The 20,793-nt window shown below is 73.7% G+C and carries 21 protein-coding genes and 1 pseudogene; 15 read left to right on the top strand and 7 right to left on the bottom strand.

Going from position 1 to position 20,793, the window contains the following annotated elements; all coding sequences use genetic code 11:
• Positions 1-75: 75 nt before the first annotated feature.
• Together ABFT23_RS17740 and ABFT23_RS17735 are read right to left on the bottom strand one after the other, a co-directional pair.
• Entirely contained in the window at positions 76-1,380 is a 1,305-nt protein-coding gene (locus ABFT23_RS17740) for a sensor histidine kinase (RefSeq protein ID WP_347897566.1), read from the bottom strand.
• A gap of 10 nt (positions 1,381-1,390) precedes the next feature.
• Positions 1,391-2,080, bottom strand: a complete 690-nt coding sequence (locus ABFT23_RS17735) for a response regulator transcription factor (protein WP_347897564.1) — start codon at positions 2,078-2,080, stop codon at positions 1,391-1,393.
• A 103-nt stretch (positions 2,081-2,183) separates the two neighbouring features.
• Between ABFT23_RS17735 and ABFT23_RS17730 the strand changes: the two genes are divergently transcribed.
• From ABFT23_RS17730 to ABFT23_RS17710, 5 genes are all read left to right on the top strand, one after another.
• Entirely contained in the window at positions 2,184-2,624 is a 441-nt protein-coding gene (locus ABFT23_RS17730; RefSeq protein WP_347897563.1) for a hypothetical protein, read from the top strand.
• A gap of 83 nt (positions 2,625-2,707) precedes the next feature.
• The gene (locus ABFT23_RS17725) at positions 2,708-4,045 is read left to right on the top strand and encodes a glutamine synthetase family protein (protein WP_347897561.1); all 1,338 of its coding nucleotides are present in this window, start codon (positions 2,708-2,710) and stop codon (positions 4,043-4,045) included.
• 11 nt (positions 4,046-4,056) lie between these two features.
• On the top strand, positions 4,057-4,782 hold the full coding sequence (locus ABFT23_RS17720) for a type 1 glutamine amidotransferase (protein ID WP_347897560.1): 726 nt from the start codon (positions 4,057-4,059) through the stop codon (positions 4,780-4,782).
• Positions 4,782-7,769: a bifunctional [glutamine synthetase] adenylyltransferase/[glutamine synthetase]-adenylyl-L-tyrosine phosphorylase gene (locus ABFT23_RS17715; protein WP_347897558.1), complete on the top strand. Its 2,988-nt coding sequence runs from the start codon at positions 4,782-4,784 to the stop codon at positions 7,767-7,769. Before ABFT23_RS17720 ends, ABFT23_RS17715 begins: the two co-directional genes overlap by 1 nt.
• Positions 7,770-7,978: 209 nt before the next feature.
• Positions 7,979-8,338 (top strand): Hpt domain-containing protein, encoded by a 360-nt coding sequence (locus ABFT23_RS17710; protein ID WP_347897556.1) that lies wholly within the window; start codon positions 7,979-7,981, stop codon positions 8,336-8,338.
• 12 nt (positions 8,339-8,350) lie between these two features.
• On the opposite strand, the gene ABFT23_RS17705 is transcribed toward ABFT23_RS17710, so the two are convergent.
• The 3 genes from ABFT23_RS17705 to ABFT23_RS17695 form a co-directional block, all read right to left on the bottom strand.
• Complete coding sequence (locus ABFT23_RS17705) at positions 8,351-9,112, bottom strand: response regulator transcription factor (RefSeq protein ID WP_347897554.1); 762 nt, start codon at positions 9,110-9,112, stop codon at positions 8,351-8,353.
• Positions 9,113-9,228: 116 nt separating this feature from the next.
• Positions 9,229-10,569: an LLM class flavin-dependent oxidoreductase gene (locus ABFT23_RS17700; RefSeq protein ID WP_347897552.1), complete on the bottom strand. Its 1,341-nt coding sequence runs from the start codon at positions 10,567-10,569 to the stop codon at positions 9,229-9,231.
• A gap of 88 nt (positions 10,570-10,657) precedes the next feature.
• A complete protein-coding gene (locus tag ABFT23_RS17695) occupies positions 10,658-11,419 on the bottom strand; it encodes an SDR family NAD(P)-dependent oxidoreductase (protein ID WP_347897550.1) in 762 nt (253 codons plus the stop codon).
• 97 nt (positions 11,420-11,516) lie between these two features.
• On the opposite strand from ABFT23_RS17695, the gene ABFT23_RS17690 reads away from it, so the two are divergent.
• Positions 11,517-12,365, top strand: coding sequence for a LysR family transcriptional regulator (locus ABFT23_RS17690; RefSeq protein WP_347897548.1), 849 nt, complete (start codon positions 11,517-11,519; stop codon positions 12,363-12,365).
• Here ABFT23_RS17690 and ABFT23_RS17685 read toward each other — a convergent pair.
• The gene (locus ABFT23_RS17685; protein ID WP_347897546.1) at positions 12,343-13,005 is read right to left on the bottom strand and encodes an inositol monophosphatase family protein; all 663 of its coding nucleotides are present in this window, start codon (positions 13,003-13,005) and stop codon (positions 12,343-12,345) included. The genes ABFT23_RS17690 and ABFT23_RS17685 overlap by 23 nt on opposite strands.
• 88 nt (positions 13,006-13,093) lie before the next feature.
• On the opposite strand from ABFT23_RS17685, the gene ABFT23_RS17680 reads away from it, so the two are divergent.
• The 7 genes from ABFT23_RS17680 to ABFT23_RS17650 all read left to right on the top strand — a co-directional run bounded on the left by ABFT23_RS17680 (position 13,094) and on the right by ABFT23_RS17650 (position 18,057).
• Positions 13,094-13,723: a DUF6518 family protein gene (locus ABFT23_RS17680; protein WP_347897544.1), complete on the top strand. Its 630-nt coding sequence runs from the start codon at positions 13,094-13,096 to the stop codon at positions 13,721-13,723.
• Positions 13,724-13,845: 122 nt separating this feature from the next.
• On the top strand, positions 13,846-14,751 hold the full coding sequence (locus ABFT23_RS17675) for a hypothetical protein (RefSeq protein ID WP_347897542.1): 906 nt from the start codon (positions 13,846-13,848) through the stop codon (positions 14,749-14,751).
• 44 nt (positions 14,752-14,795) lie between these two features.
• Positions 14,796-16,172, top strand: coding sequence for a sensor histidine kinase (locus ABFT23_RS17670; RefSeq protein ID WP_347897540.1), 1,377 nt, complete (start codon positions 14,796-14,798; stop codon positions 16,170-16,172).
• Positions 16,169-16,810 carry a response regulator transcription factor gene (locus ABFT23_RS17665; RefSeq protein WP_347897538.1) on the top strand — a complete coding sequence of 214 codons (642 nt, stop codon included), beginning with the start codon at positions 16,169-16,171 and terminating at the stop codon, positions 16,808-16,810. Before ABFT23_RS17670 ends, ABFT23_RS17665 begins: the two co-directional genes overlap by 4 nt.
• Positions 16,811-16,915: 105 nt before the next feature.
• A complete protein-coding gene (locus ABFT23_RS17660) occupies positions 16,916-17,419 on the top strand; it encodes a hypothetical protein (RefSeq protein ID WP_347897536.1) in 504 nt (167 codons plus the stop codon).
• A gap of 52 nt (positions 17,420-17,471) precedes the next feature.
• Positions 17,472-17,615: a hypothetical protein gene (locus ABFT23_RS17655; RefSeq protein WP_347897534.1), complete on the top strand. Its 144-nt coding sequence runs from the start codon at positions 17,472-17,474 to the stop codon at positions 17,613-17,615.
• Between the two features lies 1 nt (position 17,616).
• Positions 17,617-18,057, top strand: a complete 441-nt coding sequence (locus tag ABFT23_RS17650; protein ID WP_347897532.1) for a hypothetical protein — start codon at positions 17,617-17,619, stop codon at positions 18,055-18,057.
• A 15-nt stretch (positions 18,058-18,072) separates the two neighbouring features.
• On the opposite strand, the gene ABFT23_RS17645 is transcribed toward ABFT23_RS17650, so the two are convergent.
• Positions 18,073-19,053 (bottom strand): 5'-3' exonuclease, encoded by a 981-nt coding sequence (locus tag ABFT23_RS17645; RefSeq protein ID WP_347897530.1) that lies wholly within the window; start codon positions 19,051-19,053, stop codon positions 18,073-18,075.
• Between the two features lie 88 nt (positions 19,054-19,141).
• Here ABFT23_RS17645 and ABFT23_RS17640 point away from each other — a divergent pair, with 88 nt between their 5' ends.
• Both ABFT23_RS17640 and ABFT23_RS17635 read left to right on the top strand, forming a co-directional pair.
• The gene (locus ABFT23_RS17640; RefSeq protein ID WP_347897528.1) at positions 19,142-20,059 is read left to right on the top strand and encodes a helix-turn-helix transcriptional regulator; all 918 of its coding nucleotides are present in this window, start codon (positions 19,142-19,144) and stop codon (positions 20,057-20,059) included.
• Positions 20,059-20,706 (top strand): annotated as a pseudogene (locus ABFT23_RS17635) (WYL domain-containing protein); the annotation flags it as partial. The gene ABFT23_RS17640 and the pseudogene ABFT23_RS17635, both read left to right, overlap by 1 nt.
• Positions 20,707-20,793 lie beyond the last annotated feature (87 nt).

Raw genomic sequence — 20,793 nt, 5'->3', positions numbered from 1 at the left:
ACCCACCGCGCCGACCGGCCGGGACCCGCTGCTCGCGGGTCCCGGCCGTTCGTCGTCCCCGCGCGCCAGCGTCGGTCAGCCGAGCCCGAGCACGACCTCGATGCGCGCGCCGCCGAGGGCGACGGAGCGGCCGAGGGCGAGTGAGCCGCCCGACTCGGTGGCGGTGCGGTCGGCGATGGCCAGCCCGAGCCCGGTCGAGCCGCCGCCGGACGCGCCGCGGTCGGCCACGGCGACGGCGTCCCGGAGGCCGGGGCCGGCGTCCTCGACGACGAGCACCAGGCCGCCCTGGCCCGGGGTGACCGAGACCGTGATCGCGGCGTCGTCGGGGGTGTGGGAGAAGACGTTGTCGAGCAGGACGTCGACCAGGGCCTCGAGCTCGTCGGCCCCGGCGCGCACGCCGACCGGGCCCTTGTCGGTGACCTGCACCGAGAACGATCGGCCCTGTTCCTCGGCGAGCGGCTCCCAGTAGCGAACCCGCGCCGCGAGCACCGCCACGCCGTCGGCAACGCCGGTCAGCCCGGCCCGCTCGGCCCGTCGCGCGTCGCGGACGACGGCGTCGACGGTCGCGCGCAGGTCGTCGAGGTCGGCGGCCAGGCGCGCCCGGTCGCCGGGGTCGGCGATCGCGTCGATGCGCAGGCGCAGCGCGGTCATCGGCGTGCGGAGGCGGTGGGAGAGGTCGGCGATGCCGGCGCGCTCGCGGGCGAGGAGGTCCTCGACGCGGTCGACCAGACGGTGGAGGGCGACGCCGAGGTCCTGCACCTCGGTGGGGCCGGCGGCCGGCGGCGGCTCGGGCGAGACGTCGCGGCCGAGGCGCGTGGCGTAGTCCGCCAGGTCGCGCAGGGGCGAGACGAACGAGCGGCCGAGGCGGTCGGCCAGCAGCAGGGCGCCGAGCAGCAGCGCCACACCGAGCGCGAGCAGGATCGCCCAGCTGCGCACGAGCTCGCGCTCGAGCCCGGGGGTCGGTACGAAGACGCGCACCACCGGGCTCTGGGCGGGCGCGGCGGTCGAGCGCCCGAGCGAGACCGGCACCAGGATGGCGGTGCCGCCGTCGACGTCGTCGACCCGCGCGGTGTTGCTGTTGCGGGCCTCGATGATGCGCGCCCGCTCGTCGTCGCTGGGTGCCGGGCCGATGACGTCGCCGTCGGGCATCACCACGGTGGTCTGGTTGCCGTCGTCGCCGTTGATGCGGTCGACGTACTGCGAGATCTGGCCCTTGTCGTTGGTCGACACCACGCTCTCGGTGGCCTGCACCTCGACCGCCGCGCGCGCCAGCCGGTCCTCGAGCACGTAGCTGCGCAGCAGCACGGCCATCGGCACCAGCATGGCGAGCAGCACCATCGTCGTGGCCGCCGCGACGGTGAGGGTCAGGCTGCGGCGCACGTCGTCGTCCTCACGCGGCCGGGTCGCTCAGCCGGACGCCGACCCCGCGCACGGTGTGCAGCCACCGGGGCTCGGACGCCGACTCGCCGAGCTTGCGGCGCAGCCACGACAGGTGCACGTCGACGGTCTTGTCGGAGCCGCCCCACGGCTGCTGCCACACCTCGACCAGCAGGTCGCGCTTGGCGACCACCTCGCCCGGCCGGTCGGCCAGGTAGCGCAGCAGGTCGAACTCCTTGGGGCTCAGGTCGAGCCGTTCGCCGGCCAGCGACGCCGTCCGCCCGGCCACGTCGATCGCCAGCTCGCCCAGCTCGATCGTGCGTCGTCCGGACGACGCCGCGCCCGTCGTGCGGCGCATCACCGCACGGATGCGCGCCTCGAGCTGGGCGGTCGTGTACGGCTTGACGACGTAGTCGTCGGCGCCGGCGTCGAGGCAGCCGACGAGCGACGGGTCGTCGTCGCGCGCACTGGCCACGATCACCGGGACGTCGCTGACCGCACGCAGCATCGACAGCACCTGCGTGCCGTCGACGTCGGGCAGGCCGAGGTCGAGGATGACCAGGTCGGGCCGCGCGTCGACGGCCATCTGCAACCCCTGCATGCCGGTCGCCGCCGACGAGACGGCGTAGCCGCGCTCGTCGAGCGAGCGCATCAGCAGCGGCCTGATGCGGGCGTCGTCCTCGATGATCAGCACCTGCACCACGCGCCCGAACCTACTGGTCGCGGCCCGCCCGACCGAGCACCTTGGCCGCGCCTTAACCCTCGCTTGAGCGAAGGGTGGGTCGACGTCCGGCAGGATCGGGACCGTGACCCGGACCGTCGCCTACCTGGCCGCCTGGCTCGCCGCCGCGGTGGCCGCGGTCGGCGTCGGGCTGCTCGCGGTCACCGGAGTCGGTGCGAGCGTGCGGGACCGTGGGCCGATCACCGGCCAGGAGCAGTACGTGCAGGAGGCGCTCGAGGACGCCGAGGGGCGCGCCGAGGCCGACCCCGCGGCCGACCGGGTGACCGAGACCTTCGACGGCGACTTCGGCTCCGTCGTCGTCACCTGCCAGGGCGCGGTGGCCTTCGGCGACGCCGCCCGTGCGGCCCCGGGCTGGCGTCGGGTCAGCCTCGAGCGCGGCCCCGACGACGACATCGACGCCGTGTTCGCCTCCGGCACCCGCTCGATCGAGATCGAGGTCTACTGCAACGCCGGCCGACCCCGCATCGGCGACCTCGAGGACAAGACCCTCGGCGAGGAGGACTGACGGTCAGCGGGCGTCGGCGTGGTGAGGTGACGATGTCTCGGTCCACCGTGCAGCGAGCCGCCGTGGCCCCCTAGGCTCGCCCCATGGGTAAGCAAGAGGACTTCGTTCTCCGCGCGCTCGAGGAGCGCGACGTCCGGTTCGTGCGGCTGTGGTTCACCGACGTCCTGGGGTTCTTGAAGTCGGTGGCGGTGGCCCCGGCCGAGCTCGAGGGCGCCTTCGACGAGGGCATCGGCTTCGACGGTTCGGCGATCGAGGGCTTCGCCCGTCGCTACGAGTCCGACATGCTGGCCAAGCCCGACCCGCAGACCTTCCAGATCCTGCCGTGGCGCACCGACGGGCCCGCCACCGCGCGGATGTTCTGCGACATCGTGATGCCCGACGGCGCCGCGTCGTTCTCCGACCCGCGGTTCGTGCTCAAGCGCACGCTGGCCAAGGCGGCCGAGAAGGGGTTCACGTTCTACACCCACCCCGAGATCGAGTTCTACCTGTTCAAGGACACCCCGCAGGCGGGCGCCGACCCCGTGCCGGTCGACCGCAGCGGCTACTTCGACCACACGGCGCAGTCGCAGGGTGCCGACTTCCGTCGCGAGGCCATCACGATGCTCGAGGCGATGGGCATCTCGGTGGAGTTCAGCCACCACGAGGCCGGTCCTGGCCAGCAGGAGATCGACCTGCGCTACGCCGACGCGCTGTCGACGGCCGACAACATCATGACCTTCCGCACCGTCATCCGCGAGGTCGCGCTCAACCAGGGCATCTGGGCCAGCTTCATGCCCAAGCCCTTCACCACCCACCCCGGATCGGGCATGCACACCCACGTCAGCCTGTTCGAGGGCGACCAGAACGCCTTCTACGAGGCCGGCGCGGAGTACCAGCTCAGCCAGACCGGACGCCGGTTCATCGCCGGCGTGCTGCACCACGCCCCCGAGATCAGCGTCGTCACGAACCAGTGGGTCAACTCCTACAAGCGCCTGCTGTTCGGCGGCGAGGCGCCGTCGTACATCACCTGGGGCCACAACAACCGCTCCGCGATGGTGCGGGTGCCGATGTACAAGCCGAACAAGGGCGCCTCCACCCGCGTCGAGCTGCGCACCATCGACCCCGCCTGCAACCCCTACCTCGCCTACGCGGCCGTGCTCGCGGCCGGCATGAAGGGCATCGAGGACGAGCTCGAGCTGCCGCGCGAGTCCGAGGACGACGTGTGGTCGCTCACCGAGCGCGAGCGCAAGAGCCTCGGCATCGAGCCGTTGCCGCGCACCCTCAACGAGGCGATCACCATCGCCGAGCAGTCCGAGCTGCTCGCCGAGACCCTCGGCGAGAACGTCTTCGACTTCTTCCTGCGCAACAAGCGCGCCGAGTGGGAGGACTACCGCGGGCAGGTCTCGGCGTTCGAGCGTGACCAGATGCTGCCGGTGATCTGAGCCTGCGACCCATGACCGTCCGCGTGCTCACGGTCGAGCACCAGACCAGCTGTCCACCCGCCCTGCTGGGCGAGTGGCTGGTCGAGGCCGGCTGTGAGCTCGACGTCCGTCGTCCCTACGCCGACGACGGGCTCGCGGGTTTCGCGGGCCTCGCGGGCCTCGCGGGTGTCGACGGCTACGACGCCGTGCTCGTGCTCGGCGGCACCATGGACGCCTTCGACGCCGACGTGCCCTGGCTCGCGCCCACCCGCGGACTCATCGCCCGCGCGGCCGAGCACGACGTCCCGGTGCTCGGCGTCTGCCTCGGCCACCAGCTCGCCGCCCTGGCGCTCGGCGGCGAGGTGGCTCGCAACCCGCGTGGGCGCACGGCGGGCCTGTGCCCTCTCGGCCGCGCCGACGCCTTCGCCGCCGACCCGCTGCTCGCCGGCGTCACCGGGCCCGCGATCTTCTCCAACCAGGACGTCGTGACCCGGCTGCCCGACGGGGCGGTCGAGCTCGCCCGGGCCGCCACCGGTGAGCTGCAGGCGGCTCGTCTGGCCCCGCGGGTCTGGGGCCTGCAGTGGCATCCCGAGGCCACCGGCGACATCGTCGCGACCTGGGCCCGCATGCACCCCGATGCCGAGGCCGGCGCGGGCGGACCCGAGGCCCTGAAGGCCGAGGTCGACGCCGCGCGCGAGGCCCTCGACGCCGACGGCCGCGCGCTCGTCGAGGTGTTCGTGCGCGAGGCGACCCGCTGATGCCTCGCCTGTCGACCAGCAAGGGCAGCCTCATCCGGTGGGGCTTCCAGGACACCGACCGCGCCCTGCACCACCTCGGGGAGCTCGACGACGCCGCCGAGCCGCTGGTCGCCCTGCTCGGTCGTACCGCCGACCCCGACGAGGCCCTCGCCTGCCTCGTGCGGCTCGCCGAGTCCGCCGAGGCGGTCGACCCGCAGGAGCGCGCCGACCTCATGGGCGCCGTGGCCGACGACGAGGGCACGGCCATGCGGCTGCTGAGCGTGCTCGGCGCCAGCGAGGCGCTGGCCCACCACCTCGCGAGGCACCCCCGCCACTGGCGCGAGCTCACCGACCCCACGCTCGGCTCCACGCGTCCGCCCGCCTACGTCGTCCGGGCGGGCCTGCTCGCCGCCGTCGGCGCCGACCCCGACGACGCCGCGCCGGTCGCCACGCTGCCCGACCGCGAGGCCGTCGACGCCCTCCGGGTCGAGTACCGCCGCGTGCTGCTGCGCCTCGCCGCGCGCGACCTCGCCCACGACCTCGGCCTCGACGACGCCGCCGCCGAGCTCTCCGACCTCGCCGGCGCCACGCTCGACGCCGCGCTCGCCGTCGCCCGCCAGCGGCTGGGCGAGGAGGCGGGCCGCGCCCGGCTCGCCGTCATCGCGATGGGCAAGTGCGGCGGGCACGAGCTCAACTACGTCTCCGACGTCGACGTGATCTTCGTGCACGAGCCGGCCGGCGACGCCGCCGACGACCAGGCGCTGCGTGCGGCCACGAAGCTGGCCAGCCACCTCATGCGGGTCTGCTCCGACCACACCGGCGAAGGCACGATCTGGCCCGTCGACGCCAACCTGCGTCCCGAGGGCCGGCAGGGCCCGCTGACCCGCACCCTCGGCAGCCACCAGGGCTACTACGAGAAGTGGGCCAAGCCCTGGGAGTTCCAGGCCCTGCTCAAGGCCCGACCGGTCGCCGGCGACCTCGAGCTCGGTGAGGCGTTCACCAGCATGGTCGAGCCGATGGTGTGGAGCGTCGCCGACCGCGACGGGTTCGTCGCCGAGGTGCAGGCCATGCGCCGACGCGTCGTCGACCACATCCCGGCCAAGGAGGCCGAGCGACAGCTCAAGCTCGGTTCGGGCGGCTTGCGCGACGTCGAGTTCGCCGTCCAGCTGCTGCAGCTCGTGCACGGCTGGGCCGACCACGAGATCCGCGCACCCACGACGCTGAGCGCCCTGCACCAGCTGACCGAGCGCGGCTACGTCGGGCTCGAGGACGGCGAGGCGCTGCACGAGGCCTACGCGTTCCTGCGCACCCTCGAGCACCGCATCCAGCTGCACCAGCTGCGTCGCACCCACGTCGTGCCGTCCGACCCGGCGTCGCTGCGGCGCCTCGGTCGCAGCCTCGGCTGGACCAAGGAGCCCGAGGTCACGCTGACCAAGGAGTGGGAGCACCACCGTCGCGAGGTGCGGCGCCTGCACGAGAAGCTCTTCTACCGGCCGCTGCTGACCGCCGTGGCCCGCGTGCACAGCGGCGAGGTGCGGCTGTCGTCCGCGGCCGCCGGCGCCCGGCTCGCCGCCCTCGGCTACGCCGACCCACAGGCCGCGCTGCGCAACCTCGAGGCGCTCACCGCCGGCGTCTCGCGCACCGCCACGCTGCAGAAGGCGCTGCTGCCGGCCATGCTGAGCTGGTTCGCCGAGGGCGCCGACCCCGACGCCGGTCTCTTCGGGTTCCGGCGGCTCAGCGAGGCGCTCGGCAGCACCCCGTGGTACCTGCGCACCCTGCGCGACGAGGGCGCGGTCGCCGAGCGGCTCGCCCACCTGCTCTCCACCTCGCGCTACGTCACGGGTCTGCTCGAGCGCGAACCGGCCGGCGTCCGCATGCTCGCCGAGGACCTCCTGCCGCGCAGCGCCGACGCGATGCTCGAGGAGATGCGCTCGCGCTCCGAGCGTCAGGACGACGTCGACAAGGCCGTCCGGGCCGCACGCGCCGTCCGACGTCGCGAGCTGCTGCGCGTCGGTGCCGGCGACGTGCTCGGCCTCACCGACGTCGCCGACGTCGGCGCCGCCCTGTCGCGCATCACCGACGCGACGCTCGAGGCGACGCTCGAGGCCGCCGGGCGCGCCGTCCGGCTGCAGCGCAAGCTCGACGAGGCGCCGACGCGCCTGGCGATCGTCGCGATGGGCCGCTACGGCGGCTTCGAGCTCTCCTACGGCAGCGACGCCGACGTGCTCTTCGTGCACGTGCCGGTCGAGGGCGCCGAGGCCCAGGTGGCGTCGTCCTACGCGACCGCGGTGGCCAACGAGGTACGCCGCCTGCTCGCGCTGCCGGGGGCAGACCCGGCCCTGCTCGTCGACGCCGACCTGCGGCCCGAGGGCAAGCAGGGTGCGCTCGTGCGCACCCTCGACTCCTACGCCGCCTACTACGCCAAGTGGTCGGCGGTCTGGGAGGCGCAGGCGCTCCTGCGCGCCGACGCCGTCGTCGGCGACCAGGGCGTGCGCGAGGCCTTCACCGAGCTCATCGACCCGCTGCGCTACCCCGCGGGCGGGCTGTCCGACGACGGCGTGATCGAGGTCCGCCGGATCAAGGCCCGCGTCGACAAGGAGCGGCTGCCGCGCGGTGCCGACCCGAAGCTGCACCTCAAGCTGGGTCGTGGCGGGCTCGCCGACATCGAGTGGACGGTGCAGCTGCTCCAGATGCGCCACGCCGGCGAGGTCGAGGCCCTGCGCACGCCACGCACCCTCACCGCGCTCGAGGCAGCGCGCGACGCCGGTCTGGTCGCCGACGACGACGCCGCCCGGCTCGCCGAGGCGTGGCGCGCGGTCAGCCGCATGCGCAACGCGATCACGCTCGCGCGCGGCAAGGCGGGCGACGAGCTGCCCCGGGACGCGCGCGAGCGCGCCGCCGTGTCGAGCATCCTCGGCTACGACCCGGGCGCGACCGAGGAGATGGTCGACGACCACCTGCGGGTCACCCGGATCGCGCACGGCGTGGTCGAGAAGCTCTTCTGGTGAGCGAGCGCCGACGCAAGAGGCACGAGCCGTGGCCCTCTGGGGGGACCGGCCACGGCTCGTGCCGGTCCCACTATGGCACACCGGTACCCCTAGGGGTATTTTCGGTACGCCGCTCCACCGACTTGCGAGTTCCTTGAGGTTAACCAGACCGGTCCGTGATCTGCGGCTGCGACAGTGGTCGTGATGACGTACACGAGGGGGGCCCGTCGATGACCGTGTTCGACCCCAGCACGCTGCACCAGCTGGTCGACGACGTGCACGACCGTCCCTTCGTGCTCGAGCTGGTCGCCACGTTCCGGCGCATGCTCGCCCAGCGCGTCGACCGGGTGGTCGCCGCCGTCAACGGGGCCGACCCCGACGAGGCCATGGACGCCGTCCTGAGCCTCAAGGTCTCCTCGACCATGACCGGTGCCTCCGAGCTCGCCGAGGCGGCCACCTGCATCGAGGCCAGCCTGCGCACCTACGACCTGCCGCGAGCCCGCTCGAGTGCCCTGCTGCTGCCCGCCGCCGCCGAGCGCGCCGGCGCCGCCATCGACAGCTACCTGTCCCGCTCCGCCAGTCCTGCGTGACGCGCGGAGCCGTCAGTCGAGCGACTCCATGCGGTAGCCCACGCCCCGCACGGTGCGGATGAACTTGGGCTTGCCCTGCGCCTCGCCGAGCTTGCGGCGCAGGTTGCCGATGTGGACCTCGACGAGGTGCGTGTCGCTCGCCCAGTCGGTGCCCCAGACCGAGCGCAGCAGCGCCTCGCGGGTCCAGACCCGGGCGGGGGTGCGCATGAGCTCGGTGAGGAGGTCGAACTCGGTGCGGGTCAGCGCCAGCTCGTCGGCGGTCTTGAACGCCCGACGCCCGTCGACGTCGACGCGCAGGGGTCCGTGCTCGAGCACCTCGTGGTCGGGGACGGCGGCCACGGCGGGCGCGACGGCCGACGCCGAGGCCGGGGCGGGACCCGCCGCGCCGACACCGCGCCGGGGACGACGGAACAGGGCGTTGATGCGTGCCTTGAGCTCGCGGACGCTGAACGGCTTGGACAGGAAGTCGTCGGCGCCGGTCTCGAGGCCCAGCAGCCGGTCGATCTCGTCGTCGCGGGCGGTGATCATGACGACGTAGGCGTCGGTGAGCTCGCGGATGCGGCGGCAGGTCTCGATGCCGTCGATGCCGGGCAGGCCGAGGTCGAGGGTCACGAGGTCGGGGTCGAACTCCCGGACCTGGTCGACGCCGTCGAACCCCGTCTCGGCCGAACGCACGTCGAAACCCTGCGTGGTGAGGGTGAACTCGATGAGGGAACGGATGTCCTCGTCGTCCTCCACGACCACGGCCCGGCGCTCTCCATGCGTCTGTGACACGAGGGGGAGTCTGCCAGAAAGCGGGCCCGAGTCGAGCGCTCCCCGCGCGGGTCGCCCGCGCGGGCGAGGCGCGCGGGCGACCGTGACGTGCGGTGGCGGGCGTGGTCCCGGGCCGCTCAGACCCCTGCGGTGGCAGGGACGTCGGCGAGGCCGAGGTGCTCGCGGAGCGTCGTCCCGGTGTACCGCTCGCGGAACAGTCCACGGCGGCGCAGCTCGGGCACGACGAGGTCGACGAAGTCGTTGAACGTGCCCGGCGACTGGGCGCACGAGAGCATCCAGCCGTCGGCCTCGCCGTTGACGAAGCCCTCCTCGACCTGGTCGGCGACCTGGCTCGCCGTCCCGACGAACTGCGGGAGCATCACGCCCTGGGCGTAGAGCTTGCCGACGTCGCGCAGGCTCAGGCTGTCGCGGTCGGAGAGGCGCTTGGCGAGGTCGAAGAGGCCCTGCGAGCCGCCGACCGTGACCTGGTCGACGGGGGCGTCGAGGTCGTACTGGCTGAAGTCGTGGTCGGTGTGCACCGAGAGGGTCATGAGGCCCGAGATCGGGTCGGCGAGCTCGTTGTGGAAGGCCTGCTTCTCGCGGGCGATCGACTCGGTCTCGGCCACGAACGGCACGAAGGCGGGCAGGATCTTGACGTGGTCGGGGTTGCGGCCGGCGTCGGAGGCGCGGCTCTTGACGTCGTCGTAGTAGACCTTGCGGCCCTCGGGCGTCGGGTCGATCTCGAAGATCGCCTCGGCCCAACGGGCGGCGAAGTCCTTGCCCTTGCCCGACGAGCCGGCCTGGATGAAGACCGGCCGGCCCTGCGGCGAGTGCGGCGTGGGCAGCGGGCCGCGGGTCTTGTAGAACAGCCCGTCGTGGTCGGCGGCGTGCACCTTGGCCGGGTCGGCGAAGACGCCGTTCTCCTGGTCGAGCACGAGCGCGTCGGGCTCCCAGCTCTCCCAGAGCCGGACGGCGGCCTCGACGAACTCCTGGGCGCGGTCGTAGCGCAGGTCGTGGTCGAGCGCCTGCTCGAGGCCGAAGTTGCGGGCCTCGCTGGTGCTGAGCGACGTGACGATGTTCCAGGCCACGCGGCCCTTGCTGAGGTGGTCGAGCGTGGAGAAGGTCCGGGCCAGCTCGAACGGGTGGAAGTAGGTCGTGCTCTTGGTGATGGCCACGCCGAGGTGCTGGGTCACGGCGGCGATGCTCGTCGCGACCAGGCTCGGGTCGAGCGTCGCGCTGGCCTGCGTGCCGCGTCGCAGCGCCTCGTCGGGGCCGCCGCCGTAGTTGGTGGGCACGGCGAGCAGGTCGGCGAAGAACACGAAGTCGAACGTGCCGCGCTCGAGGATGCGGCCGACGCGGTGGTAGTACTCCGGCGTCAGGAAGGCCCCGGCGTCGGTGGCGGGGTGGCGCCAGGCGGCGTGCGAGTGGGTGACCTGGCTGGCGATCATGAAGCCGCCCAGGTGGAGCTGTCGGGTCATGGCAGGGTCCTCGGGATCAATGGGCAAGTAAGAACACTGACACAGTACAGATTTGCTCCACCCGGGCGGTAGCGGGCCACCAGGGGGGTCACCAGGGGATGACGCCGGCGTCCTCGTAGTAGCCGCCGGTGCCGCCGTCGTCGGGCAGGGTGGCGAGCTTCAGGAAGATCGCCGCGCCCTGCTCGGGCGTGCGGACGCCCTGGTGACCGTTGAGGTCCGTGGCCACGTAGCCGGGGCAGCCGAGGTTGACCAGCACGGGGGTGTCGGCCAGCTCCTTGGCGTACTGCACGGTGATCGCGTTGAGGAACGACTTCGACGGCGAGTACGCCGCCGAGAGCGGGCCGGCGGCGCCGCCCGGTGTCGTCTGGTGGTGGAACGAGCCGACGGTGCTGGAGAGGTTGACGATCCGGGGCGACGCCGACCGGCGCAGCATCGGCAGCATCGCGTTGGTGACCCGGACGACGCCGATCACGTTCGTCTCGACGACGGTGCGGATGGCGTCGGGGGAGACGGTGGTCGGGTCCTGCGGCATGCCGCCGGTGATGGCGGCGTTGTTGACCAGGACGTCGAGACCGCCCTGTTCCTCGAGCAACGCCGCGGCCGCGGCGACGCTGGCCTCGTCGGTGACGTCGAGCGGCACGCCGAACACGTCCAGCCCCTCGGCGCGCAGCTTGTCGACGGCGGCCTCGCGGCGGCCGGTGTCGCGGGCGCCGACGCCGACGCGGAAGCCGAGGCGGGCCAGCCCGGCGGCGATCTCATGGCCGATGCCCTTGTTGGCGCCGGTGACCAGCGCGGTCTTGGTGGTGTTGTCGGTGGTCTCGGTGGTCTCGGTGGTGGTGTTCTCGGTCATGTCCCGATCGTGGGCTCGCGGGCTGTCGCCGATCCAAGACCGCTTCGGTGCGACGTCATACCTGCCGGGTATCACCCCCGGTCGTACGGTGGGAGGCGTGGAGACCCGAGAGCTGCGCTACGTCGTCGCGGTGGCCGAGGAGCGGCACTTCGGCCGCGCCGCCGAGCGCCTCGGCATCGCCCAGCCGCCGCTGTCGCGCGCGATCGCGCAGGTCGAGCGACGTCTCGGCGCCGAGCTGTTCGTGCGCACGCCGCGCGGGGTCGAGCTGACCGACGCCGGCGCCGTCCTGCTGGTCGAGGGCCGCGCCGCGCTCGACGCCGTCGCGGCCGCCGAGCGACGCACCCGCCGCGCCGCCGGGGTCGACGGGGCGCCTTCCCTCGTGCTGGTCTCGAAGGCCGGCGCCTCGAGCGAGGTCGTGGCCAAGCTGCTCGACGCCTACGCTGCCGAGCCGGGTGCGGTCGACGTCGACGTCGTGCTGTGCGGCCCGGCGCAGCAGGAGCCGATGCTGCGCGACGGTCGGGCCGATGTCGCGATCCTGCACCAGCCCTTCGACGACACCGCCGGCTTCGACCTCGAGGTGCTCGTCACCGACACCGCGCAGGTGTGCGTGCTGCCCGCCGGCCACCCCTACGCCGCCCGCAAGAGCCTCACGGTGGCCGAGGTCGCCGAGATCCCCGGCCTGCCGTTGCCGCGCTGGCCGCGCCGCGACGGCAGCTTCCCGTCCGGGCGCGGCGTCGAGGTCCGCGACCACACCCAGCTGCTGCAGATGGTCGCGCTCGGCCGGGCCGTGGTGGTGCTGCCCGACTCCGTGCGCACCGATCTCCACGAGGGCCACGCCACCGTGCCGGTCGTCGACGCGCCGACCGTGACCACCGTGCTCGCCTGGCCGCCGCACAGCCGCTCGCTCGCCGTCGCCGGCCTGGTCAGGACGGCGTCGCGGCTCTAGCGGCCAGCACCCGCGGCGTCGACGTCGGCCGGTAGGAGGCACGTCCGCCGGCCTCGGTGACCAGCAGCGAGCCGGGGGCGTGGTCCCACGGCTTGGTCTTGAACCACACACCCCAGCCGGCCTCGCCGGTGGCGATGCGCGGGTAGTCGATGCCGCAGCACGTGCCGGTGTAGCGCCGCGACCGCACACCGTCGGCGGTCGTCAGCCGGACGCCGTCGCGCCACGCCCCGGCGCCACGCTCGGCCACGTAGGCCGTGCGGTGCTGCGGCTGCCAGGTCCAGCTGCGCACGACCTCGCCGCGGCGCACCTCGGCGACCATGACCGCGTGGTCGGGGGAGCCGTTGACGAAGTTGCGGGTGCCGTCGACCGGGTCGACGGTGAACGCGAGCGGCGCCGACGTCCACCCGCGCAGCAGCGACGGGTCGGCCGACACGGCCTCCTCGCCGACGACGACGGCGCCGGGGTGGGCCGCGCGGAGGCGGGCGGTGATGAGCGCCTCGGCCTCGCGGTCGGCGACCGTGACGAGGTCGCCGGGACGGCGCTTGCTCGACACCTCGTCGCGCCCGAGCCGGCCGAAGCGGGGCGTGATGACCTCGGCGGCGACGTCCTGCAGGAGGGTCAGCACGGCGTCGGGGTCCACGGCGAGAACTCAACCACGGCACCTGGGGACAACCGGTCAGTACCTGAGGCTGATCCGGTCGAGCGTCGGCCCGGGCGAGGCTGTGGGCATGACCTCGTACCAGTCGCCCGTGCAGCTCGACCGCGCCCGCGCCGCCGCAGAGCGGCCCCTCCTCGTCGCGGCACTGGCCGGCGTCGCGCTCGGGTTCGGCGACCTGATCCTGCAGCTCACGCTGCCCTACCCGGTGGCCGACCTCGCCAACAGCTCCGCGGTCTGGGCCGTCGCCGCCTTCCTGCTCGCCCGCGCGCTGACCACCGACGCCGCGACCTCGACCGTCGCCGGCGCGGTGATGTTGGTGGTCGCCGTCGAGGCCTACTACGTGCTCGCGATCGTGCTCGACATGGCCGGCTTGTTCTCGCTGGTCGCCCCGACGACGATCGCCTGGTTGATCATGGGCGTCGTCGCCGGGACGGGCGCCGGGATCGCGGCCACCTGGAGCCGCGACAGCGGCAGCTGGCACGCGGCCGCGGCCTGGGGCGCCGCCGCGGCGTTGCTGTTCGCCGAGGCCTGGCAGCGCATCTCGTGGGACGGCACCGCGTGGCTCACCGGCCTGCTCGGCGTCGCGGTCCTCGCCGCCTGCGCCCGCCGCCCGCTGCTGCTGGCCCGCGCTGGCCTGGTCGCGGTCGCCGTGACGCCGGTCTGCTACGTGCTGTTCCGCTTCACCGGCTTCGGCGTCTGAGCGGGTACTAGTACCGGACTGTCCACTCGTCCATCTGGCGACTCGTACCTCGCCACCGGTCTCCTTGACCTCGCCGCACCGGGAGGGAGCGGCGCACGCACTCGAGACTGGAGCACCACCCCATGAGCACCCACACCCACCGCGGGCGACGCCTGCTGCTCGCCGCCACCGCGCTGTTCGTGGCTTTCGGCGCCACCACCGGCCCGGCCCTCGCCAAGGGCGGCGGCGACGACAAGGGCGGCGACGACAAGGCCGGCGGCGGGACGACGTCCGCCGCCTCGGACTTCAAGGTCACCGTCAACGGGACGACCTACGACCCGGCCCCCGGCAAGGACGTCAGGGTCAAGGACCTCCGCGTCACCGGCAAGGTCGTCGTCAAGGGCGTCAACGTCACGTTCACCATCGACCCGACCACGCTCGGCGTCTACGACTACACGCTCACCGGTGCGCCGTCGTCCGAGCGGATGGTCACCAGCCCGACGGTCGTGTTCGCCTCGAAGGTGCCGCAGCTGAGCGCCGCCCAGCTGGCGTCCCCGGTGCTGCGCGAGCTGCAGGTGCGCGACGGCGACGTGGTCGCGATCTTCGCCACCAGCGCCGGCAAGCTCAAGGTGCAGGCCAAGGACGCCCCGCAGGGCGGCATCTTCCAGATGGAGCCGGAGTTCGGCTCGAACGTGACGATCAAGCACACGCTCGGCCCGACGCTCTTCTACTTCGTGAACCCCTACACCAACAAGATCAACTTCGGGGACGGCGTCGACGCCGTCACGTCGGCGCAGAGCGCCACCGGCTACCACCAGATGCTGCTCGGCAAGGACAGCCCGCAGGTCGCCACCAAGCTCGAGCAGACCGGCACGACCACGACGTGGTCGGTCGCCTCGGGCGGCCGCATGGGCGGCGTCCTCGGCGAGGACGCGATCGAGCTCAGCCAGGGTGCGACCAGCTGCGTGAAGGACTGCCAGGCGCAGAACCGCATCCGCGGCTCGGTGCCCGTGCCGCCTGACCCGTCGAACCCCACCCCGCTGCCCTGAGCGTCCTGCCCACGGCGGTCGGCACCATCCCCGATGATGGGCACGTGCCCCCCGACCCCCGCTGGCGTGAGCTCGCGGTCCCGCACCGGGCGATCGGTTCCGATCGCCCGGTACGGGCGCGTCGTCTCCTGGTCCGCATCACAGCGCTGTCGGTGCTGGTGCTCGTCGCGGTCGTCGTCGTCGGCGGCTGGGCCGCGCGGCGCGAGGCCGAGGACGAGAGCGTGACGGCAGCCGCCGACCGTACCGAGATCCTCGCCGACGCCGTCGTGCAACCGGCCCTCCAGGACGGCGTCCTCGACGGCGACCCGGCGGCGCTCGTCGCGCTCGACGACGTCGTCCGGCAGCACGTGCTCGGCGACGACGTCGCGCGCGTCAAGGTCTGGAGCCGCGACGGGCGCATCGTCTACTCCGACGAGCAGCGACTCGTCGGGCAGCAGTTCGCCCTCGACGACGAGGAGCTCGAGGCGTTCGACGAGCACTTCACGGGGGCCGAGGTCACCGACCTCGACGAGCCCGAGAACGTCTACGAGCGCGACCAGGGCAAGCTGCTCGAGGTCTACCACCCGGTCGTCACTCCCGATGGCACCGAGCTGCTCTTCGAGACCTACGGTCCCTACGACCGCGTCACCGAGCGCCGCAGCGAGATCTGGCGCGGCTTCTCCGCGATCACCCTCGGCAGCCTGGTGGTCCTGCTGCTGGTGCTGCTGCCGGTCGTGTGGCAGCTGCTGCGCCGCCTCGAGCGGCACCAGGAGCACCGCGAACGCCTGCTCCAGCAGGCCCTGTCGGCCTCCGACACCGAGCGCCGGCGCATCGCCGGATCGCTGCACGACGGGCCCGTGCAGGAGCTGGCCGGCGTGTCGTTCGTGGTCAGCGGCGCGGCCCAACGCGCTCGTGACGACGGCGACACGGCCATGGGCGACCAGCTCGACGAGGTCGCCTCGGCCGTCCGGGCCGGCATGGGCGGCCTGCGCTCGCTCCTCGTCGAGGTCTACCCGGCCTCGCTCAGCGCCACCGGGCTCGACGCCGCCCTCCACGACCTCGCCACCGGGCTCGACGGCCGCGACGTCGTCGTCGAGCTCGACCTCGACGCCGACGTCGTCCGCCGCCTCTCCGACGACGACGCGCAGCTGGTCTTCCAGGTCGTGCGCGAGTGCCTGCGCAACGTGGCCAAGCACGCGGCCGCCCGCCGCGTGCGGGTGAGCGTCGCGACGGCGCGACGTCCGGGCACCGGCGCGGTCACCCGGGTCGAGGTGGCCGACGACGGCACCGGGTTCGACGTCGACGCCGTGCTCGCCGACCCCGCGCCCGGTCACCTCGGCGTGCTGCTGCTGCGCGACGTCGCCCGCCGCCACGGAGCCGGGCTCGCCGTCCGCTCCGAGGCCGGCGCGGGCACGACGTGGCGCCTGGACGTGGTCGCATGAGCCCGATCCGGGTGCTGCTCGTCGACGACCACAAGCTCGTGCGCGTCGGCCTAGTCGGCCTCGTCGACAGCGCCCCCGACCTCGAGGTCGTGGGCCAGGCCGCCGACGGCGAGGAGGCCGTCGCCGTCGCCGTCGAGACCCGGCCCGACGTCGTCCTGATGGACCTGTCGATGCCGGTCGTCGACGGCGTCGAGGCCACCCGTCGCGTCGTCGCCGAGGTGCCCGGCGTCCGGGTGCTCGTGCTGACCTCGTTCGCCGAGGTCGACAAGGTGCAGGACGCGCTCGCCGCGGGGGCGTCCGGCTACCTGCTCAAGGACACCGAGCCGGCCACGCTGCTGGCCGCCGTCCGCAGCGCCGCCGAGGGCACGGTGGCCCTCGACCCGCGCGTCACCGCGGCGCTGCTGCGCACGCCGGCCGCGGCCGAGCCGGCGTCGTCCGACGGCGACCCGGGGCTGAGCCCGCGCGAGCGTGACGTGCTGGTGCTGCTCAGCCAGGGCCTGGCCAACAAGCAGATCGCCCGTCGCCTCGACATCACCGAGCGCACGGTCAAGGCCCACGTGGGCTCGGTCTTCCGGCGCATCGGCGTCGCCGACCGCACCTCGGCCGCCCTGTGGGCGCGCGAGCACCTGCGTCCCTGACGTCGGCCACCGCGGGTACTAGGACCATCGACCATCTACTCGACCGGCACCTCCGAGACGGATCGTTGAGCCATCAACCAAACGGCTCGACCCACGGAGGTCACCATGCTTCGACGCACCACTCCCGTCCTCACCCTCGCCGCCGCGTGCGTGCTCGGCGGCGCGCTGAGCGCCGGCCCGGCCATGGCCTCGCACGGCGCCGACGACGGCCCCGACGACAACGGTCACCACGGTGCCACCCACGAGGCGGGCGACGACAACGGCGGCGACAACGGTGGGGGCCGCGATGACGACCGCGTCATCCGGCGCGGCACCTGCTCCGGGCCCGGTTCGGCGACCTGGAAGCTGAAGGTCAAGACCGACGACGGTCGCCTCGAGGTCGAGGGCGAGGTCGACTCCAACCGGACCGGTCAGCGGTTCGCCTGGGTGATCAGCGACAACGGCGACGCCGTCGCCCGCGGCACCGCTCGCACCGCGGGGCGCAGCGGCTCCTTCTCGGTCGAGCGCAAGATCCGCAACCGCGCGGGCCAGGACGCCGTCGTGTTCCGGGCGACCCGGGCGGCGGGCAACGGCCGGGCCGAGGTCTGCGCCGGACGCATCGTCTTCTGATCCCACCTGCCGGGGTGTCGTCCGGCCGCAGCGGGCGCGGCACGGTGGTCGGATGAGCATCTCGCCCCCCGAGGACCCGCAGCCCGCGTCGCCGGACGAGCACCCCGACGTCGTGCCCAGCCTCGACCCCGACGCGCCGATGGCCGACCCGCAGACCAAGCCGGCGCCTCCGACGCCCGAGCCGGCGGAGCACTGACATGGACGCCGTGGGGTGGGTCGTCGTCGGTGTCGTCGCCGTGGTGGTGCTGGCCGCCGTCGTGGTCCTCGTGCTGCGCCGCCGCGACCAGCACGGCGACGAGCGCCGCCTGGCGCAGGCCGAGGAGCTGCGCGGCCGCGCCGCCGAGCACACGCCCGACGTCGCCGCCGCCTCGGCCCGGGCGCGCGACGCCGAGGCCGACGCCGAGCAGGCGCGAGCCCGAGCCGCCCAGGCCGAGCAGACCGCCGTCGAGGCCCACCGCGACCTCGCCCGGGCCGAGGCCGAGCAGGAGGACGTCGTCCGGCAGGCCGACGACCTCGACCCCCGGGTCGACACCCAGGCGCCCGACTACCGGCCGATCACCGGACCGGCCATGAAGACCGGGTCGGGTGCGCCGGTGACCGACGACGAGCAGCAGACCGGCGGCTCCCACCGCGCCTGAACCCGTCCCTTCGGATCAGTGGCTGCCGGCCAGGACCCGCACGGCGAGGTCGGTGGTCGCGACCACACCGAGGTAGCCGACGACGCGTGTCACGGTGGCGGCGTCGAGCGGAAATCCGCCGGGCGAGCGCGGGTCGTCGGCGTCGAGGCCCAGGTCGACGTCGTCGCGGCCGGTCATCATCGCCCGGTTGAACTCGAACTGCTGGCGGGCCTCGGGAGCGGTGAGCCGCTTCAGCACCCCGGCGCCCACCCGGCGTCCACCGGCCTCGAGCGAGAGCGAGTCGACGGCGGCGACCAGGTTGGCGCCACCGGCGTGGTCGATGTCGGCCCAGACCTCTGCCATGGAGCCCATCGCGGCGAGGAGCAGCCCCGCCGACTTCTTGCCGATGCCGGCGACGCCGGGCAGGTTGTCGCTGGCGTCGCCGCGCAGGGCCGCGTAGTCGAGGTAGTGCTCGGCCTCGACGCCGTACATCGTGTGCAGCTTGCGCGGGTCGAGCAGGGGTGAGCCGTGGATGCCGCCGTCGATCAGCCGCAGCACCCGGGTCGAGGCGGACAGGTGCCCGAACGAGTCGCGGTCGGAGGTGACGATGACGCACTGCCAGCCGCGCGCCTCGGCCCAGGTGGCGGCCGACGCGCTGACGTCGTCGGCCTCGAGGCCGGGTGGCGTGACGGTGTGCAGGCCGAGAGCGTCGAGCATCGCCGCGGCCCGGTCGAGCTGGTCGACCAGCTCGGGCTCCTTCTCGGCGCGACCGGCCTTGTAGTCGGGGTAGGTGGTCTCGCGGATCGACGTGGTGCGGTCGTCGAAGCCGAACACGGCGCGGTCGGGGGCGAACCGGTCGATCGCCTCGACCACCTGACGCACCATGCCGTGCAGTGCCCAGACGGGCCGGCCGCTGCGGTCGCGCAGGTCGCTGCCCGAGCGGGCGTGGTAGTTGCGGTGCACCAGCGACGGGGCGTCGACGACGAGCAGGAGGCGGTCGTCGGCGCTGTCGGTCACGGCCCCGACCCTACGATCGCGGCAACACGCGAGCAGACACGGCGCCCATCGGCGCGGCCCGTCCGGCGTGACGTGATGAGGTAGGGGCATGCCACCTGCAGGACGCGACCAGCTGCGCCCGATGCAGCGGCTCGTGCGCATCATGGCCGTGCTCGACCAGGCCGGGTCGCAGGGTGCGACGCGCGAGAAGCTGATCGAGGTCGCCGACTACGGCGACGCCGACCCCGGCACCCAGCTCGCGAAGGACCTGCGGCACCTGCGTGAGCAGGGCTGGCAGATCGACAACCTGGCCGGCGTCGGCGAGAGCGCCCGCTACCGCATGGTCACCGGCGACAACCGGCTCCGGCTGAGCCTCACCGCCACCCAGCTCGGCGCGCTGCAGCGGGCGGTGATCATGACCGAGCGGTCCGACCTCGCCACCAGCCTCGGCGTCCGCGAGGCGAGCCTGCCCGAGGGCGTGGGCACGCACGTGCTCCCGCGCGTGCCCGACACGCAGCTCTCGCAGGTGCTCCAGGCCGTCCGGCTCGCCTGCCTCGTGCGGTTCTCCTACAAGGGCACCGCGCGGGTGGCGAGCCCCGCCGCGGTCCGCTTCCAGGACCACCACTGGTACCTCACCGCCCTCGAGGACGCCGGCGACGTCGTCAAGCACTTCGCCGTCAACCGCATGAGCGACGTCGTGCTCGACCGTCCCGGCACCGCCGCCGCCGTCCCGCAGGCGGTGCCGCTCACCCTGCACCCGCTGCAGTGGGAGGTCGACGAGCCGACCCGGGTCGTCGTCCGGACGCCGGCCGACTACGTGCCCGACGTCGAGCGGTGGCTGCAGGCGCCCGACGCCGCGCGGCCCGGCGACGGGTGGGTCGACCTCGTCTACACCGTCACCAACCGGGCGGCGTTCCGCTCCCGGCTCTACGTGCTCGGCACGCGGGTCGTCGTCCGCGAGCCCGACGACTTCCGGGCCGAGCTGCTCGCCGAGCTGCGCGCCCTCGTCGGCGAGGCGGGTGCCTGATGGCCGCGCCGAAGTTCGTGCAGCGCGTCGCGCGCATCCCCGAGCTGCTCGCGCTCGCCTCCACCTACCCCGACGGGGTCTCGCTCGGCGACCTCGCCGCCCGCTTCGGCACCGACGCCGCGACGCTGCGCGAGGACCTGACGACCTATCTCGACCTCGAGTCGTGGGGGTGGTCGTTCCAGATCTTCCGGCGCTCGCGGGTCGAGCTCGTGCAGCCCGGGGGCGGCGACGGCGACCGCGAGGCCGACGTCGTCGTCCGCGTCGTCACCGACGACGCGTCGGGCCTCGGGGTCGAGCACCTGTCGGCCGGTGACCTCGCGGTGATCTACACCGCCGGCACGGCCCTGCTCGACGTCGAACGCGACGACGACCTCGCCGCCGCGCTCGGCGTCATCGCCCGCACGATGTACGGCGAGGAGATCGCCGCACCGCGCGTGCCCGACCGACACCAGTTCCTCGCCCCGCTCGAGCAGGCCCGCGCCGAGCGCCGCCGCGTGCGGCTGCTCTACTCCCGCGCGTGGCGCGACGGCGTCATCGAGCGCGACGTCGAGCCGTTGCGACTCGTGCAGACCCACCGGGGCTGGGAGCTCGACGCCGGTCCGGTCGGCCCGGAGGGCAACCTGCGCACCTACCTGCTCGCCCAGGTCCGTGACGTCACGCCGCTCGACGACACCTTCGTGCCGCCCTCGCACCTCGACGCACGCCTCTTCGAGCAGCGCGCCACCACCCGGGTG

This window comes from Nocardioides secundeburneus, assembly GCF_039939255.1.
GTDB lineage: Bacteria > Actinomycetota > Actinomycetes > Propionibacteriales > Nocardioidaceae > Nocardioides.
Note: the sequence above shows the minus strand (reverse complement) of the source record. Positions and strands in the feature narration are given on the sequence as shown.

What these genes read in the sequence shown, in the direction of transcription:
- ABFT23_RS17640 (WP_347897528.1), top strand. Translation starts at nt 19,142, where the DNA reads ATGCCACCTGCAGGACGCGACCAGCTGCGCCCGATGCAGCGGCTCGTG.
- ABFT23_RS17700 (WP_347897552.1), bottom strand. Translation starts at nt 10,569, where the DNA reads ATGACCCGACAGCTCCACCTGGGCGGCTTCATGATCGCCAGCCAGGTC.
- ABFT23_RS17715 (WP_347897558.1), top strand. Translation starts at nt 4,782, where the DNA reads ATGCCTCGCCTGTCGACCAGCAAGGGCAGCCTCATCCGGTGGGGCTTC.
- ABFT23_RS17655 (WP_347897534.1), top strand. Translation starts at nt 17,472, where the DNA reads ATGAGCATCTCGCCCCCCGAGGACCCGCAGCCCGCGTCGCCGGACGAG.
- ABFT23_RS17675 (WP_347897542.1), top strand. Translation starts at nt 13,846, where the DNA reads ATGAGCACCCACACCCACCGCGGGCGACGCCTGCTGCTCGCCGCCACC.
- ABFT23_RS17665 (WP_347897538.1), top strand. Translation starts at nt 16,169, where the DNA reads ATGAGCCCGATCCGGGTGCTGCTCGTCGACGACCACAAGCTCGTGCGC.
- ABFT23_RS17695 (WP_347897550.1), bottom strand. Translation starts at nt 11,419, where the DNA reads ATGACCGAGAACACCACCACCGAGACCACCGAGACCACCGACAACACC.
- ABFT23_RS17680 (WP_347897544.1), top strand. Translation starts at nt 13,094, where the DNA reads ATGACCTCGTACCAGTCGCCCGTGCAGCTCGACCGCGCCCGCGCCGCC.
- ABFT23_RS17650 (WP_347897532.1), top strand. Translation starts at nt 17,617, where the DNA reads ATGGACGCCGTGGGGTGGGTCGTCGTCGGTGTCGTCGCCGTGGTGGTG.
- ABFT23_RS17710 (WP_347897556.1), top strand. Translation starts at nt 7,979, where the DNA reads ATGACCGTGTTCGACCCCAGCACGCTGCACCAGCTGGTCGACGACGTG.
- ABFT23_RS17660 (WP_347897536.1), top strand. Translation starts at nt 16,916, where the DNA reads ATGCTTCGACGCACCACTCCCGTCCTCACCCTCGCCGCCGCGTGCGTG.
- ABFT23_RS17720 (WP_347897560.1), top strand. Translation starts at nt 4,057, where the DNA reads ATGACCGTCCGCGTGCTCACGGTCGAGCACCAGACCAGCTGTCCACCC.
- ABFT23_RS17725 (WP_347897561.1), top strand. Translation starts at nt 2,708, where the DNA reads ATGGGTAAGCAAGAGGACTTCGTTCTCCGCGCGCTCGAGGAGCGCGAC.